The 15,537-nt window shown below is 76.3% G+C and carries 12 protein-coding genes and 2 pseudogenes; 9 read left to right on the top strand and 5 right to left on the bottom strand.

Annotated features, from left to right (window positions below; all coding sequences use genetic code 11):
- Positions 1–276 precede the first annotated feature (276 nt).
- The 7 genes from VSR01_RS01105 to VSR01_RS01075 all read left to right on the top strand — a co-directional run bounded on the left by VSR01_RS01105 (position 277) and on the right by VSR01_RS01075 (position 8,864).
- Positions 277–1,188: a DUF4129 domain-containing protein gene (locus VSR01_RS01105; RefSeq protein WP_326447410.1), complete on the top strand. Its 912-nt coding sequence runs from the start codon at positions 277–279 to the stop codon at positions 1,186–1,188.
- A gap of 211 nt (positions 1,189–1,399) precedes the next feature.
- The gene (locus VSR01_RS01100) at positions 1,400–2,032 is read left to right on the top strand and encodes a hypothetical protein (protein WP_326447409.1); all 633 of its coding nucleotides are present in this window, start codon (positions 1,400–1,402) and stop codon (positions 2,030–2,032) included.
- A 10-nt stretch (positions 2,033–2,042) separates the two neighbouring features.
- Positions 2,043–3,065 (top strand): AAA family ATPase, encoded by a 1,023-nt coding sequence (locus VSR01_RS01095; protein WP_326447408.1) that lies wholly within the window; start codon positions 2,043–2,045, stop codon positions 3,063–3,065.
- A gap of 167 nt (positions 3,066–3,232) precedes the next feature.
- Complete coding sequence (locus VSR01_RS01090; RefSeq protein ID WP_326447407.1) at positions 3,233–4,540, top strand: DUF58 domain-containing protein; 1,308 nt, start codon at positions 3,233–3,235, stop codon at positions 4,538–4,540.
- Positions 4,537–5,109 carry a hypothetical protein gene (locus tag VSR01_RS01085; RefSeq protein ID WP_326447406.1) on the top strand — a complete coding sequence of 191 codons (573 nt, stop codon included), beginning with the start codon at positions 4,537–4,539 and terminating at the stop codon, positions 5,107–5,109. Before VSR01_RS01090 ends, VSR01_RS01085 begins: the two co-directional genes overlap by 4 nt.
- Before the next feature lie 263 nt (positions 5,110–5,372).
- A complete protein-coding gene (locus VSR01_RS01080; RefSeq protein WP_326447405.1) occupies positions 5,373–7,805 on the top strand; it encodes a glycoside hydrolase family 2 protein in 2,433 nt (810 codons plus the stop codon).
- 174 nt (positions 7,806–7,979) lie between these two features.
- A complete protein-coding gene (locus VSR01_RS01075) occupies positions 7,980–8,864 on the top strand; it encodes a putative protein N(5)-glutamine methyltransferase (protein WP_326447404.1) in 885 nt (294 codons plus the stop codon).
- 6 nt (positions 8,865–8,870) lie between these two features.
- Here the strand turns inward: VSR01_RS01075 and VSR01_RS01070 are convergent, their stop codons facing one another.
- From VSR01_RS01070 to VSR01_RS01055, 4 genes are all read right to left on the bottom strand, one after another.
- Positions 8,871–9,944, bottom strand: coding sequence for a HoxN/HupN/NixA family nickel/cobalt transporter (locus VSR01_RS01070; RefSeq protein WP_442785628.1), 1,074 nt, complete (start codon positions 9,942–9,944; stop codon positions 8,871–8,873).
- Positions 9,945–10,171: 227 nt separating this feature from the next.
- Positions 10,172–11,326, bottom strand: a complete 1,155-nt coding sequence (locus VSR01_RS01065; RefSeq protein WP_326447402.1) for a (2Fe-2S)-binding protein — start codon at positions 11,324–11,326, stop codon at positions 10,172–10,174.
- The gene (locus VSR01_RS01060; RefSeq protein WP_326447401.1) at positions 11,323–12,183 is read right to left on the bottom strand and encodes a CbtA family protein; all 861 of its coding nucleotides are present in this window, start codon (positions 12,181–12,183) and stop codon (positions 11,323–11,325) included. Before VSR01_RS01060 ends, VSR01_RS01065 begins: the two co-directional genes overlap by 4 nt.
- A gap of 42 nt (positions 12,184–12,225) precedes the next feature.
- Positions 12,226–12,441 (bottom strand): CbtB domain-containing protein, encoded by a 216-nt coding sequence (locus tag VSR01_RS01055; protein ID WP_442785385.1) that lies wholly within the window; start codon positions 12,439–12,441, stop codon positions 12,226–12,228.
- 259 nt (positions 12,442–12,700) lie between these two features.
- Between VSR01_RS01055 and cobF the strand changes: the two genes are divergently transcribed.
- Positions 12,701–13,471, top strand: coding sequence for a precorrin-6A synthase (deacetylating) (gene cobF / locus VSR01_RS01050; protein ID WP_326453440.1), 771 nt, complete (start codon positions 12,701–12,703; stop codon positions 13,469–13,471).
- Positions 13,468–14,303: pseudogene (locus VSR01_RS01045) on the top strand (cobalt-precorrin-6A reductase). The gene cobF and the pseudogene VSR01_RS01045 overlap by 4 nt, the downstream one beginning before the upstream one ends.
- Positions 14,304–14,370: 67 nt before the next feature.
- Here the strand turns inward: VSR01_RS01045 and metX are convergent.
- A pseudogene (gene metX / locus VSR01_RS01040) lies at positions 14,371–15,536 on the bottom strand (homoserine O-acetyltransferase MetX).
- Position 15,537: the final 1 nt, after the last annotated feature.

Below are 15,537 nucleotides of genomic sequence, written 5' to 3'. Positions count from 1 at the left end.
CCCCCGACGCCCCCCGACGCCCCTGTCCGTCCGTCGCCCGTCCTCGCCCGTCCGTCGCCGTCCTCGCGCGTCCGTCGCGTGGCGCCCTCGCCCCGCCCGACCGGAACGCCGCCTTCCGCGCCGCGCCGGACGCGCCGCTGCTGACAGGCGCGGACGGGTGTGCCAAGCTGCGGACGGCGAGGGAAGGGTGAGGCGTTGGGGCGGGAACCACCGACGGACACCGGCCGGCGGGACGGCGCGGCACCGGCCGCGCGGGATGCGGCGGCCACGCGGTCCGTGACGATCGCGCTCGCCGTCGTCGTGGTCGCGGGGATCGCGCTCGCCGCGCTCCTGATGCGCCCCGGCGCACACCTGGTCGCCCGGGGGCGGGGCCCGCTCGGCGGCAACTCCGGCGTGGTCGTCGCCCTCGCCGCGCTGGCGGTGGTGGCCGGCCTCCTGACGCACGGCCGGTTCCAGCGCTCCCTGCCGCACACGCGCGAGCTGACGCCCGTCGAGCAGCGCCTGGCCGACGCCACCGGCTACACGGTGATGCTCGCTCCCTTCGCCGTCCCCCTGCTGGTCCTGCTGCTGCACCGCTTCAGCGCCGGGGCGGGCGGCGACGGCAACGCCACCGAGCCGCACCCGGTGATCACGCGGAGCCCGCGGCTGCTGCCGTCCTCGGCCGCCAGGCCCCCGGCGGACCACGGCGGCGGCCACGACCTCCCGGTCCTGCCGGTCCTGATCGGCATCGGCGCCGCGCTGCTCGCGGCAGCCGTCGGCTACGCCGCCCTCCTGCTGTGGCGGCACCTGCGCCGGACCGGACCGCGGCAGCCGCAGGAGCCGTACGACGCGGCGGACGACCGCGACCTGCTGGCCCGCGCCGTCGACTCCGGACGGCGCGCACTGCTCGGCGGCGACGATCCGCGCACCGCGGTCATCGCCTGCTACGCCGCCATGGAGGAGACCCTCGCCGTCTCCGGCGTCGTCAGACGCGCCTCCGACAGCCCCCAGGACCTGCTGGAGCGGGCCGCGGCCGGCGGACTGCTGCCCGAGGCCGGCGCCGCCGCGGAGCTGACCGCGCTGTTCCGCGAGGCCCGCTACTCCCGGCACCCGATGGACACGGGCCACCGCGACCGGGCCGCCGCCGCGCTCACCGAGATCGCCGCATCCCTCGCCGCGGCCGGACCCGTACCGGAGGCCGCCCCATGACCCGTTCCCGGACGCGCACCGCAGCCCGCTCGGCGACCGGCGCCGGGACGCGTGCCGGAGCCTGCTCCGCGACCGGCGCCGGGACCCGCACCGCAGCCCGCTCCATGACCCGTTCCCGGACGCGCACCGCAGCCCGCTCCGCGACCGGCGCCGGGACGCGGGCCGGAGCCTGCTCCGCCACCGGCGTCCGCACCCGCGCCGGAGGCCGCCCATGACCTCCGGAGCCGGGCGGGCGAGGACCCGCTCCAGGAGCCCGGAACCCGGCTCGGTCCGGCACTCCGCCGCCTGGCTGGCGTCCTGCGCCGTCGCCGCCGTGCTGTTCGTCGGCCTCCTCGACGGTCCGGCCGCAGCGGGCACCACCGCCGTCCTCGCGGCGGTCGGCGGCCTGGCCCTGACCCGCCACGCGATGGCCGCCGGCTCCCAGGACAGCGGCTACCGCAAGTCGGTCCGGCTGCTGGGCAGCCGCAGACTCGTGGTCGGCGAGTGGCAGCTCATCGTCCGCAGGACGCTCGGCGAGGACGCCGAGATCCACTTCGGCACCGCCATGCGCCCGCAGCTGCAGCGGCTGTTCGCCGCCCGGCTCGCCGAGGTGCACGGCGTCGAGCTGTTCCGCGACCCGGTCCGCGCCGCCGCCCTGGTCGGCCCTGACCTGTGGCCGTGGCTCGACCCGGCCGCCGCGCCGCCGCGGCCGGTGCTGGACGAGCCCACGCTGCGCGCCCTGCTCGACCGCCTGGAGGCGCTGGCCACCGCGCGGCGGCCGGCGCAGCACGCCCCGGCGTACTCCGACCCGCCGCGCACCGCCCGCCGGCGCCCCGACCCGCCGCACCCCGACCCGGCACAGTGAGGACCGCCCCGTGACCAGCACCCAGCCCAGCACCGCGTCCGACGCCGCCGCGGGCGGCGCGCTCACCCCCGCCCAGGCCGGCGAACGCGCCGCGCAGGTGCTCGCCGAGATCCGCACCGCGGTCGTCGGCACACCGGAGCCGCTGGCACTGGTCATGCTGGGCATCCTGGCCGGCGGCCACGTGCTCATCGAGGACCTGCCGGGCCTGGGCAAGACGCTGCTGGCCCGCTCCTTCGCGACCACCCTGGGCCTGGACTTCCGGCGCATCCAGTTCACCCCCGACCTGCTGCCCTCCGACGTCACCGGCGCGCCCTTCTACGACCAGCGCGGCGGCGACATGGTCTTCCGGCCGGGACCGGTCTTCACCCACCTGCTGCTCGCCGACGAGATCAACCGCACCCCGCCCAAGACGCAGGCCGCGCTGCTGGAGGCCATGGCCGAGTCGCAGGTCTCCATCGACGGCAGCACCCGCGCGCTGCCCGACCCGTTCGTGGTCGTCGCCACCGCCAACCCGATCGAGTACGAGGGCACCTACACGCTGCCAGAGGCCCAGCTCGACCGGTTCCTGCTGCGGGTCCGGATGGGCTACCTGACCCCCGGTCAGGAGACCGAGATGCTGCGGGCCCGCGTCGCCCGCGCCGCGCCCGAGGCGGTGCTGCGCACCCTCAGCGGTCCCGCCGAGGTCCTCGCCATGCGGGCCGCCGTCGAACGCGTCGAGGTCGAGGACGACCTGCTGGAGTACGCCGTCGCCCTGGTCGGCGCCACCCGCGACCACCCGCACGTCCTGGTCGGCGCCTCGCCGCGCGGCGGGCTCGCGCTGGTCCAGCTCGCCCGCGCCCGCGCCGTGCTGGAGCTGCGGGACTACGTCGTCCCGGAAGACGTCAAGTCGGTCGCGGTGCCGGCGCTGGCCCACCGCGTGACGCTCAAACCCGAACTGTGGGTGCGGCAGATCAGCGCCGACGACGTGCTCCGGGAGATCGTCCGGTCGGTGCCCGCGCCGCAGACCGTGCCGCGCGCCGTCGCCGCCTCGTGAACACCCGGTCCGCCCGGCCGGGCGAAGCCCCCGAGCCCTTCGCGGGCGACGCGCCCGCGCCCCCGCCGGACGAAGCCCCCGCACGCCCGAGCGCCGGACCCGGGCCCCGGACCGCCGCCCCGGACGGGCTCCCGGCCCGTCCCGCACCCAGGCGGCCGCCCGCCGCCGTGGAACGCGCCCTCGGCGGCGCCAGCGCCGGCCCCTCGGAGCCGCCGCCCCCGCCGCCCGACCGCTGGCGCACCGGCGACCGCGCCCTGCGCTACGGCACGGTGGCCGCGGCCGCGCTCGCCGCCGCCTTGGTCACCGGCCGCCCCTGGCTGCTCGCCGCCGCCGCGGCGCCGCTCGTGCTGCTCGCCCTCGCCATGCCGCGGCACGGCCGGCCCACCCGGATCACGGCGACCGCGCACGCCGGGCCGCGCCGCTGCTTCGAGGGCGAGGAGGTGACGGCCCGGATCGACGTCCGGCACGACGGCGAGGCAGGCCGGCTCGACCCCGGAGTCGCCCTCGGGCCCGGCGTCCGGCTCGACGCCCTCACCGTCGGCCGCCGCCACCTCCACCTGCGGTTCACCGCCGAACGCTGGGGGCGCTGGACGCTGGGCACCGTCGACGTCGACGTGTACGACAGCGGCGGCCTGGCCCGCCGCACGGTGCGGGTCGACCTCGGCGAGATCGCCGTCTTCCCGGTGCCCTCGCACGCCGGGCTCACCCCGGTGCCGGTACGCCTCCCGCAGCGCCTGGGCGAGCACACCGCCCTCCAGCGCGGCGAGGGCGTCGAGGTCACCGGCGTCCACCCGTACGTGCGCGGCGAGCGGCAGCGGCGCATCAACTGGGCGGCCACCACCCGGCGCGGTTCGCTCCAACTGCACCAGTTCGCCGCCGAGCGCACCGCGGACACGGTGGTGCTGCTCGACGTGCTCGGCGACGTCGTGGACCCGCGCACCGGCGCCTCCTCGCTGGACGACACCTTCCGCGCCGCCGCCGGACTGGTCCGCGCCTACCTGCGCACCCACGACCGCGTCGGCGTCGTCTCGGTCGGCGGCGCCACCCGCTGGCTGCAGCCGGGCAGCGGCGACGCCCACTTCTACCGGATCGTCGAGAGCGTCCTGGAGGTCCGCAAGGACCTCGCGTACCGCTCGGCCGGACTCGGCCTGCTGCCGCCGCCCGCACTGCCCGCCGGCGCGCTCGTGTACGTCTTCACCACGCTCACCGACCAGCGCATCCTCGACGTGCTCCACCAGGTGCGCGGCCGGGCCAACCCGATGGTCGTGGTGGAGATCGCCACCGGCGACCCGGCCGTCGAACCAGGCGACACCGAGGCCGAGCTGGCGCTGCGGCTGTGGCGGGCCGACCGGCAGGCGATGCGCTTCGCGCTCGCCGAGCGCGGCATCGCCGTGGTGGGCCACCGGCCGGGCGAGACCCTCGACCTCTCGCTCGCGCCGCTGCTGCGGACCCGGATCCGCGGAGGAAGCCGATGAGCCCGACGACCACGGCGACGCGGCCCGGGCAGGCCGCGGACCGCCTCGCCGCGCGGCTGCTCGCCGCCGCCCTGACGGTCGCGGCCTGCGACCCGGCGCGGGCGGCCGGCCACGGGAGCGCGGCATGGGCGCTGATCGCCGTGCTCGCGGCGCTCGCCCTGTGGGCGGGACCGATGGTCGACGCCCGTCCGGTGCAGACCTCCGTCCACTGGTACCGGATCGCCGCGCGGCGGCGCACCACCGTGGTGCCCGTGGCCGCGCTCGTGATCGCCGCCCTCACCGACCCCGGCGCCTGGACGGCCGGGTGCTTCTGCGCGCTGCTGGTGGCGTACCTGCTGGTCACCGACGCCTGGACACGCGGGGTCACGGCGCCGCGCCGCCGCGGACCGCGGGCCCACCGGGCGATGCCCGCGGTGGCGTCGGCGGCCGGGACGGCCGTGGTCTTCCTCGTCGCGCAGGCCCCGGTCTCCGGTACCGGGTGGGCGCGGCTGCCGGCCGCCGTCGCGGTCGCCGCGGCCCTCGCCTGCCTGGGCCTCGCGCTCGCCGGCCGGCGCGGCGCCGGCCGATGAGCCCGGGCGGGAGCGCCGTCCGGCGACGCCCGCCAGGACGGCGCTGCACCGGTTCAGCACAGGGACCGGTCCCACCCGTCCGCCGTACCCGGACAAACCGTCAGCGGGAAGCCCCGCCCCTGGTGAACGGCGCACCCGGTGCTTTACCGTTTAACCGATCGCGGGACCGTACGCCCATCGGCGGGCACGGCTCCGGTCGCCGTCGGGTGAGGGGCCGCCGTGCGCCACCGCGACGCCGGGCGGGAACGGACGAAGGAGTGGGGATGAAGCACGTCACGCCGGTCCACGACGGCTGGAGGCTCCTGCTTCCCGACGGCGGCAGCGTGCCGGCGACCGTCCCCGGCTGTGTGCACACCGACCTGCTGGCCGCCGGGCTCCTCCCGGACCCCTTCCTGGACCGCAACGAGACGGACGTCGCCTGGGTGGGCCGCACCGACTGGACGTACCAGACGGCCCTCACCGCGGACCCGGGCGGCCACGAGCGCACCGACCTGGTCTTCGAGGGCCTCGACACGGTCGCGGAGATCCGGCTCGGCGACACGGTCCTGGGCGCCGTCCGCAACATGCACCGCGGCTACCGCTTCGACGTCACCGGGCGGCTGGGCGAGCGCGAGGTGCCGCTCACGGTCGCCTTCACCTCGGCCTACACCGAGGCGGAAGCCGTGCGCGACGCGCTCGGCCCGCGCCCCAACGCCTACCCGGAGCCGTTCAACTTCGTGCGCAAGATGGCCTGTTCGTTCGGCTGGGACTGGGGTCCGACGCTGGTGACGGCCGGCGTCTGGCGCCCGGCGCGGCTGGAGCACTGGTCGACCGCGCGGCTCGCCGCGGTGCGCCCCGAGGTGACCGTCGACGCGGACGGCACCGGCCGCGTCGAGGTCCGGCTGGACGTCGAGCGCACCGCCGCCGGCGCCGGCCGGCCGCTGACCGTGCGCCTGGAGGTCGGCGGGACCGCCGCCGAGGCCGCCGTCCCCGCCGGCGCCGCCGGCGCGAGCGTGCGGCTGGACCTGCCGGGCGTCGAGCTGTGGTGGCCGCGCGGCCACGGCGGCCAGAGGCTGTACGACTGCGCGGTGGTCCTGCTCGACGGCGCGACCGCGCTCGACCGCTGGGAGCGCAGGATCGGCTTCCGCACGGTGGCGCTGGACACCGCCGAGGACGCCGACGGCAGCGCCTTCGCCCTGGTCGTCAACGGCGAGCGGCTGTTCACCCGGGGCGTGAACTGGATCCCCGACGACGTGCTGCTGCCGCGGGTCACCCCGGACCGGTACCGGCGACGCCTGGAGCAGGCCGCGGCGGTGGGGGTGGACCTGGTGCGGGTGTGGGGCGGCGGGATCTACGAGAGCGAGGACTTCTACGACGCCTGCGACGAACTGGGCCTGCTGGTGTGGCAGGACTTCCTCTTCGCGTGCGCCGCCTACCCCGAGGGCGAGCCGCTGCGCTCGGAGGTCGAGGCGGAGGCGCGGGAGAACGTGGCGCGCCTGATGCCGCACCCCTCGCTGGTGCTGTGGAACGGCAACAACGAGAACCTCTGGGGCTTCAAGGACTGGGGCTGGGAGGGGGAGTTGGCCGGCACGCCGTGGGGCGAGGGCTACTACCTGGACCTGCTGCCGCGTGTCGTCGCCGAGACCGACCCGACGCGGCCGTACTGGGCGGGCAGCCCCTGGTCCGGCTCCTGGGAGCACCACCCCAACGACCCGCGGCACGGCACCACCCACTCCTGGGAGGTGTGGAACCGCCTGGACTACACCGTCTACCGCGAGGACGTGCCGCGGTTCGTCGCCGAGTTCGGCTGGCAGGCGCCGCCCGCGTACGCCACCTTGCGCCGCGCCCTGTCCGACGAGCCCCTCGCCGCCGACTCGCCCGGCATGCTGCACCACCAGAAGGCCGGCGACGGCAACGGCAAGCTCGCCCGGGGACTGGCCGCGCACTTCGGCGAGCCCGACGGCTTCGACGCCTGGCACTACCTCACCCAGGTCAACCAGGCACGCGCGGTGGCCACCGGCGTCGAGCACTGGCGGTCGCACTGGCCGCGCTGCGCCGGAACGATCGTCTGGCAGCTCAACGACTGCTGGCCGGTGACCAGTTGGGCCGCCATCGACGGCGACGGCCGGGAGAAGCCGCTCTACCACGAGCTGCGACGGCTCTACGCCGACCGGCTGCCCACCCTGCAGGAACGCGACGGCCGCCTGGTCGCGGCGCTGGTCAACCAGGCGGCGGGGGAGTGGACCGGCACGGCGGTGCTGCGGCGCGTCGCCGCCGACGGCGCCGTCCTCGCCGAGGCGCGCGAGCCCTTCACCGCCCCCGCCCGCGGCGTCACCGAGGTGGTCGTCCCGCAGCGGCTGCTCCCCGCCGGCAGCGGCGAGGAGCTCCTGGTCCTGGACGCGGGGGAGCTGCGCGCCGTGCACGTCCCGGTCCCCGACGAGGACTTCGGCTACCCCGAGCCGCGCTGGGACATCGGCACCGCCCCCGCCGGGGACGCCACCGCGGTCACCGTCACCGCCCGCACCCTGCTGCGCGACCTGCTGCTCCAGGCCGACCGGCTGCACCCCGACGCCCGCGCCGACCGGGGTCTCACCACCCTGCTGCCCGGCGAGAGCGTGACCATCACGGTCAGCGGCTGGGACCGCCCGCGATCGGAGGCCGAGGCCGCCGCCGCGGTCGAAGCCGCGCTGTTCACCGTCAACGCGGCCGTGCGGTAGGTTCTGAGGGAGCCGGGCGCCGCGCACGCGGCGCCCGCGACCACGAGCCGAGGAGGTGGGACCGATCACCGCAATGGCAGACCCGGTGCTCCCGCGCCTCGGCCGCGCGCGCTGATCCAGCGATTCGGCCGCGGCGGCCCGGGGAGCGTCCGCAAGGCTTCCCGAAAGGCTTCCATGTCGCACTCCACGCCTGCGTCCACGCCGTCGTCCCCGACGCCCGCCCCCGAGCCCTCCCGGTCCTCCTCGCCCTCCTCGTCCTCGCCCGAGACGCGGGGGCGGTCCACGACCGTCGCCGCCGTCGCCGCCCAACTGCGGGCCGCGGGCTGCGTGTTCGCGGAGGAGGAGGCCGGGATGCTGCTCGACGCCGCGTCCGGACCCGCCGACCTCGCCGCCAGGGTCGCCCGCCGCGCCTCCGGCGTCCCGCTCGAACACGTCGTCGGCTGGGCGGAGTTCGCCGGCCACCGGATCGCGGTGGACCCCGGGGTGTTCGTCCCCCGCCGCCGCACCGAACTGCTCGTCCGACAGGCCCTGCGGCGGGCGCGGCCCGGCGCGGTGGTGCTCGACCTGTGCTGCGGATCGGGCGCGATCGGCACGGTGCTCGCCGCCGAGTCGGCCGGTGCCGAACTGCACGCGGCCGACCTCGACCCCGCGGCCGTGCGCTGCGCCCGCCGCAACATCGCGCCCTACGGGGGCACGGCCTACGAAGGCGACCTGTTCGATCCGCTGCCGGACCATCTGCGCGGCCGGGTCGACCTGCTCGCCGCCAACATGCCGTACGTGCCGACCGCCGACGTCCCGCTGCTGCCCGCGGAGGCCCGCGACCACGAGGCGCTGCTCGCGCTCGACGGCGGCCCCGACGGGCTGGACGTGCTGCGCAGGGTCCTCGCGCAGGCGCCGCGATGGCTGGCGCCGGGCGGGGCGCTGCTGTTCGAGATCAGTGACCGGCAGACGGCGCCGGCGGTCGCGGCCGTCCGCGCCGCCGGACTGGAGCCGCGGGTGGCCACGGACGAGGAGGCGTACGCCACGGTCGTCACCGGGGTCCGCCCGCGCGGGCGCTGACCGGACTCAGTCCGAGCCCTGGTCGGCGGTGCGCAGGCCCGCCGACCACTTCTCCTCGATGTTGCCGAGCTTCCAGATCGCGAAGGCGACGGCCCAGGTGACGAAGAACAGGCCCACGATGACGTAGCCGACGATGTTGAGGTCGAGGCCGCCGACCCAGTCCCAGAAGGCGCCGTGCAGCTTGGCCTTCTCGCCGATGAGGCCGAGGAGTTCGACGGTGCCGATGATGAGGGCGACGGCCACCGACAGACCGGTGATGGTGAGGTTGTAGTAGACCTTGCGGACCGGCTTGGAGAACGCCCACTCGTAGGCGAAGTTCATGAACGAGCCGTCGATGGTGTCGAGCAGGCACATGCCGGCCGCGAACAGCACGGGCAGGCACAGGATCGCGTACCAGGGCAGCCCGGAGGCGGCGCCGGAACCCGCGAGGACCAGCAGCGCGATCTCGGTCGCGGTGTCGAAGCCGAGGCCGAAGAGCAGGCCGAGCGGGTACATCTGCCACGGCTTGGTGATCGACTTCATCACCCGGCCGAGCAGGCGGTTCATGAAGCCGCGGTTGTTCAGCTGCTCCTCCAGCGCCGCCTCGTCGAAGTGGCCCTCGCGCATCCGCCGGAAGACCTTCCAGATGCCCGCGAGGATCACCAGGTTGATGATCGCGATGGCGTAGAGGAAGGTGCCGGAGACGGTGGTGCCGATCCAGCCGGTGACGTCGTGGAGCTGGGAGTCGTCGTCCTCGACGGGGTTGGCGAGGGACCTGACGCCCAGCGAGAGCAGGAAGGCCAGGGCGAAGACGATGGAGGAGTGGCCGAGGGAGAACCAGAAGCCCACCGACAGGGGGCGTTTGCCCTCGTGCATGAGCTTGCGGGTGGTGTTGTCGATCGCGGCGATGTGGTCGGCGTCGAAGGCGTGCCGCATGCCCAGGGTGTACGCGGTGACGCCGATGCCGATCCCGAAGGACTTGGTGCCGAGGCTGTAGTGGTTCGGCGCGACGATCGCGACGAGCGTGAACCACCCGATGACGTGCAGGGCCACGATGAAGGCGGCCATGCCGCCCATCCGCGTCCACTCGGCCCTGCTCATCGAGCCGGATATCCGTCGCCAGCGGGACCCCGTGGGGAGCGGGGCCTCGGCGGTGGTGGTCATGGGAAGGTCCTCCATGGACGGGAGCGGAACCGTAGACGCGCTGAATTACCTGTTGCAAGTTACTCGCAATAAGCCGGGCTGTCACGCTCCCTACCCCTGACGACCTGCTGTCATGCGCCAGGAGGGCGTGATCTCGGACGCGCCGGGGAGCGGGCCGGCGCGGCTCAGCGGCCGGTGCGACCCGAGGGGCCGGGGTGAGCGGAGCGGCGGGTGCGACCCGCGGGGCCGACGGGGCCGGAGCGGCGGCCCTCGTCGTCGGCGGCGGCGCGAGCGCCTCGGCCGTCGCGCCCGTCGCCTCGGCCGCCGCGCAGGACGCAGTCCCCGCACAGGGCGCCGGCCCGGCCCGGCGCGGCCCGGTAGATCAGGCAGCAGCTGCGGCGGCGGAAGGCGCCGGCGGCCGTGCGGCCGGACGCGCCGGTCAGCGGCGGCCGGTCCAGCAGCAGCGCGGTGAGCGCGCCGGCCCGGGCCGCGGCGTCCGGACGCGCGGCCGCGATCATGCCGGCCGCGCCGTGCAGCGCGGAGGCGATGTTCCCCCGCAGGATGTGCCCGGACAGGCCGAACGCCGCGAACGGCGCGGACAGCTCCCGCACGGGTCCGTCGAGCACGCTCGCGGCGAAGGCCGCCGCCAGTCCTGCGGCGTCCCGCGCGGACGCGCCCGCGGGTGCTGCCCAGGAAGGACGTCCCGGCGGACCCGCGGCGTCCCGCGCGGTCTCCGGAACGGACGGCGGCGCGGGCCGGGCCTCGGGCCCGGGCGCGGGGGCGCCGCGCGGCGGCTGCCGGTCGTCCGGCAGCCGAGGCGAGGACGGCCGGGGCAGGGACAGGGGGTACGGCCCGCCGAGGACGGGCTGCCAGCGGTGCGCCGCCAGGGCGGGCGGCGCGGCCGGGTCCGGCGCCCAGCCGTCGAGCACCGCGAGCGCCAGATACGGCGAGAGCACGCGGGCGGCGAGCCCGAGATGGGTGACGGAGGCCGCGACCCGGACCTCCACTTCCTCCGGCGGCTGCCCGCCGCCCGCGGCGAGCGTGCCGCGCACCGCGGCGATCCGGTCGCCGAGCACCGGGGAGCCGTCGGCCAGCTCGCCCATCGACCGCCAGGCCGCCGCGCCGGGCCCGGGAGCGACACGGCGCTCGGCTTGGGCACCGGGATCGGCGTCGGTACCGGCACCGGGATCGGCGTCGGCGCCAGGGTCGGGACCCAAACCGGCATTGGCACCGGCACTGGCACCGGGATCGGGACCCGCGCCGGTACCGGCCCCCTCCTCGTGGATCTCGACCGCGAAGAAGGGACCCAGCCCGGCGAGCAGGGCCGCCGCCGCGCTCACACCCCGACTGGATCGGGGGCCGGCGCGGGGGCGCGACCGCCCGCCGGGCGCAGCACCCGCTCGGCGAGCGGGCCGAAGACCAGACCGATCGCCCCCCACAGCACCGCCTGGGCGGCCACCGAGTACAGCCGGAAGGAGAACAGCACGTCCGCGGGGAAGCCCGGGTAGACGATGCGACCGCTCGGGTCCCTCAGCGGCAGCGGGGTCTCCGTCGCGTGGCGGCCGTAGTCCCGCTCGTTCGCCGCCAGGTGGCCGAGCGGCGGCAGCAGCGCCATCACGACGCCGACGGCGACGGCGAAGCCCGCCGCGGCGAGCAGCGTCGCGTTCCAGTTGCCGAGGCGCGGCCGGAGCCGCCGGCCGAGCCACACGGCGAGCCCGAGGAACAGCAGCGAGCACACCACCATGATCAGGTACAGCCCGGTGCGGGCCCTGATGGTGTCCTCGTGGCCGATCGCCGGGGGGTTCGCCGGGTACTTCAGGAACGGCACCAGGTACAGGCCGAGGAATCCGCCGCCGGCCACCAGCAGCGCCAGATTCCGGGCACGCAGCCCGCCGACCCGGCCGAGGCACACCGTGTAGACCACGGCCAGGATCGCCCCCATCGCCGCCCCGAAGAGCACCAGGCCCAGGCCCATGCCCACATCGGCCTGCACGGTGCGGCTGAACAGGTCGGGGTCGGCCGCCTCGGCGGGAAGTCCCGCTGCCTTGTCGAGCGCCGCCTGTGCCGCGTCCCTGCCGTTCTCGTAATCGATCGCCTGCGAAATCTGGGGTTCGGCGAAGATCCGCGCGAAGACGAATGCGAGCAGCCCCGCGAATGCGCCGGCGAGTACGCCGCGCAGAATGAGTCGCTTTTCCATGTCGAGTTGTCCGTCGGTCCTTCCCGCCGGGTCGGCGCCGGGTCAGTGGCAGGGGAACCCGAGGAAGTGACGCGCGTCGTGGACGAACTCGTGGATGTGCATGTCCTTGCCGAACACCGAGACGGCGCCCTGGTCGACGCCGATGAAGTAGTAGACGGCGAACGCCAGGATCGCGGTGCCGACCAGCCACGACACCGCCTTGGAGACGGGCAGTACGAGCGGCGTGGCGGAAGTGCCGGGAGCGGACACGGAACTCACGGTGGTGCCTCCTTCAGGGATGCAGCGTCCCTCGATCGACGGGGCTTCGTGACCGCGGAGTGTCTGACTCCCGACCGCCTCGCGGCGGCCGATTCACAGTGGCGCGACCGTGCCGGATTCCCACCGGCTTCCTCACGCTGTCACGTCGTGCCAGCCTAGGGGCGGTTGAACAGGCACGTCAATGCGTCGCGCGTGCGGTGTGCCACACTTCCGGACCGTGCAGCAGAGAAATCAGCCGGAGAAGCAGCGGGAGAAAAAGATCCGCACCGTCCGCGTCATCGGAATCGGGGCGGGCGACCCCGAGCAGCTCACCCTCCAGGCGGTGCGCGAGATCGGCGCGACCGACGTCTTCTTCCTCATCGACAAGGGCGGTGAGAAGTCCCAGCTGATCGACGTGCGCGAGCAGATGCTCGCCGCCCACGCCGCCGCGGGACACCGCGTCGTGGTCGCCCGCGACCCCGAGCGCGACCGCACGGCGCGGACCCCCGGCTACGCGCCCGCTGTCGACGACTGGCGCCGCCGCCGCGCCGACCTCTACGAGCGCCTGATCGCCGAGGAGTTGGCCGACGGCGAGAGCGGCGCGTTCCTGGTGTGGGGCGACCCCGCGCTCTACGACAGCGCGGGCGGTGTGCTGCGGGAGGTGGCGCGGCGCGGCGCCGTGGCGTTCGAGTGGAGCGTCGTGCCCGGCGTGAGCAGCGTCTCCACGCTCGCAGCCCGGCACCGCACCGGCCTCAACCAGGTCGGCGGCGCCGTCCAGTTCACCACCGGGCGCCGGCTCGCGGCCGGCGGGCTGCCCGAGGGCGTGGACGACGTGGTGGTCATGCTGGACGCCCACCAGGCGTTCACCGAGCTGGCCGGCCGCGGCCTGCACATCTACTGGGGCGCGTACCTCGGCACCGACGACGAGATCCTCCTCCAGGGGCCGCTGGACGACGAGTTGGCCCGGCGCATCGTCGAGGTGCGGGCGCGGGCACGGGCCCGCAAGGGCTGGATCATGGACACCTACCTGCTGCGCAGGGGCGGCGGATGACCGCGCCGGACCGGCCGCCCGCACGGTCCCCGCAGGGCGCGCCCGGCGCCCGGACCGTGCTGGTGCTCGGCGGCACCGCCGAGGCGCGGCGCCTGGCCGCGCTGCTGGACCGCACGCCCGCCGCCCGCGCCCGCCTGACGGTCGTCACCTCGCTCGCCGGCCGGACCACACAGCCGCGCCGGCCCCAGGCGCGCTGCGCAGCGGCGGGTTCGGAGGAGCGGAAGGGCTCGCGGCCTGGCTGCGGGCGCACGGCGCGGCGGCGCTCGTCGACGCCACCCACCCCTTCGCCGCCGAGATCACCGCCCACGCCGCACAGGCCGCGCGGAGCGCCGGCGTCCCCCTGCTGGTGCTGCGCAGGCCCGGCTGGACGCAGGGCCCCGGGGACCGCTGGCACTGGGCGAGGGACACGGCCGACGCCGCGCGGCTGCTCGCCGACGAGCGCCACTCGGACGACCGGGTCTTCCTCAGCACCGGCCGCCAGGACCTCGCCGCCTTCGCCGCACTCGGCCAGTTCTGCCTGATCCGCTGCGTGGAACCGCCCGGCCCCGAGCTGCCGGCGCGGCGCCATGTGGTCCTGGACCGCGGGCCGTTCACCCTCGACGGCGAACGCGCGCTGCTGCGCGAGCACCGCATCGACGTGCTGGTCACCAAGGACAGCGGCGGCACGTCGACCGCCGCGAAACTCACCGCGGCACGAGAGGCGGGGCTGCCGGTCCTCGTCGTACGCCGTCCCGCGCCGCCGCCCGACGTGCCCCTCGCCGCCACTCCCGAGGAGGCGACGGCCTGGCTCGCGGCCCGCCTGGGCGTGGACCTGGACGCGCCCCGGCTGTGAACGCGGGGCCCGAACGCCCGGCCGGGAACGGCCCGGAGCGCGCAGCGGACGCGGACCCGTGCTCACGTCACCCCGTCAGCTCCCGTACGAGAGAGCCCACTTGGTCGGTCTCGATGAGGAACCCGTCGTGCCCGTAGGGCGATTCGACGACCCGCACCGCGTCCGCGCCGGAGATCCCCGCGGCCAGCTCCCGCTGCTGGTCCAGCGGGTACAGCCGGTCCGAGTCGACGCCGGCCACCAGCGCGGGCGCCGTGACCCGGCGCAGCGCCGCCCGCACCCCGCCCCTGCCGCGCCCCACGTCGTGCGCGTTCATGGCCTGCGACAGCACCACGTAGCTGCCCGCGTCGAACCGGCGCACCAGCTTCGCGGCGTGGTGGTCGAGATACGACTCCACCGCGTACCGGCCGCCGTGCCAGGGGTGCTCCGCGCCCTGCGGGGAGCGGCCGAAACGCTCGCGCAGCTCGCCCTCGCTGCGGTACGTCACGTGCGCCAGCCGGCGCGCCAGGCCGAGCCCGGCGTGCGGACCGCCGCCCGGCGGCGCGTCGTGGTAGTCGCCGCCGCGCCAGCCGGGATCGGACGTGATCGCCCGCACCTGCGCCGACGACCAGGCGATCTGCTCCGCGCTCGCCTGCGCGGCCGTGGCGAGCAGCAGCAGGGCGCCGACCCGCTCGGGCCGGCCCACCGCCCACTCCAGCGCCCGCATGCCGCCCATCGATCCGCCGACCACCAGCGCCCAGCGGTCCACGCCCAGCGCGTCCGCCAACCGCGCCTCGGCGGCCACCTGGTCGCGCTGGGTCAGGAACGGGAACGCCCCGCCCCACCGGCCGCCGTCCGGGCGCGGCGACGAGGGCCCGGTGCTGCCCTGGCAGCCGCCCAGCACGTTCGGCGCCACCACGAACCAGCGGTCGGTGTCCAGCGCCCGCCCCGGACCGACCAGGGCGTCCCACCAGCCCGCGGTGGGGTGACCCGGCCCGGCCGGGCCGGCGACGTGGCTGTCCCCGGTCAGCGCGTGCAGCACCAGCACCGCGTTCGAGCCGTCCGGCGCGGGCCGCCCCCACGTCTCGTACGCCAGCAGGACCCCCGGGAGCCGTGCCCCCGCCTCCAGTGCGAGCGGACCGCCCAGCGCGTGCCAGCGCCGCCGCCCGGGCGGGTCCCCTCCCGCCAGGCGCCCGAGGCGGGAGGAGGAAGGTCCGAGCCGGCCCGCGGCCGTGGTCGCGCCGTCGGCCTGCCCATG

Source organism: Actinacidiphila sp. DG2A-62 (genome assembly GCF_035825295.1).
Taxonomy (GTDB): Bacteria; Actinomycetota; Actinomycetes; order Streptomycetales; family Streptomycetaceae; genus Actinacidiphila.
The sequence above is the reverse complement of the archived record's forward strand: the minus strand, read 5'-3'. Positions and strand labels throughout refer to the sequence as shown.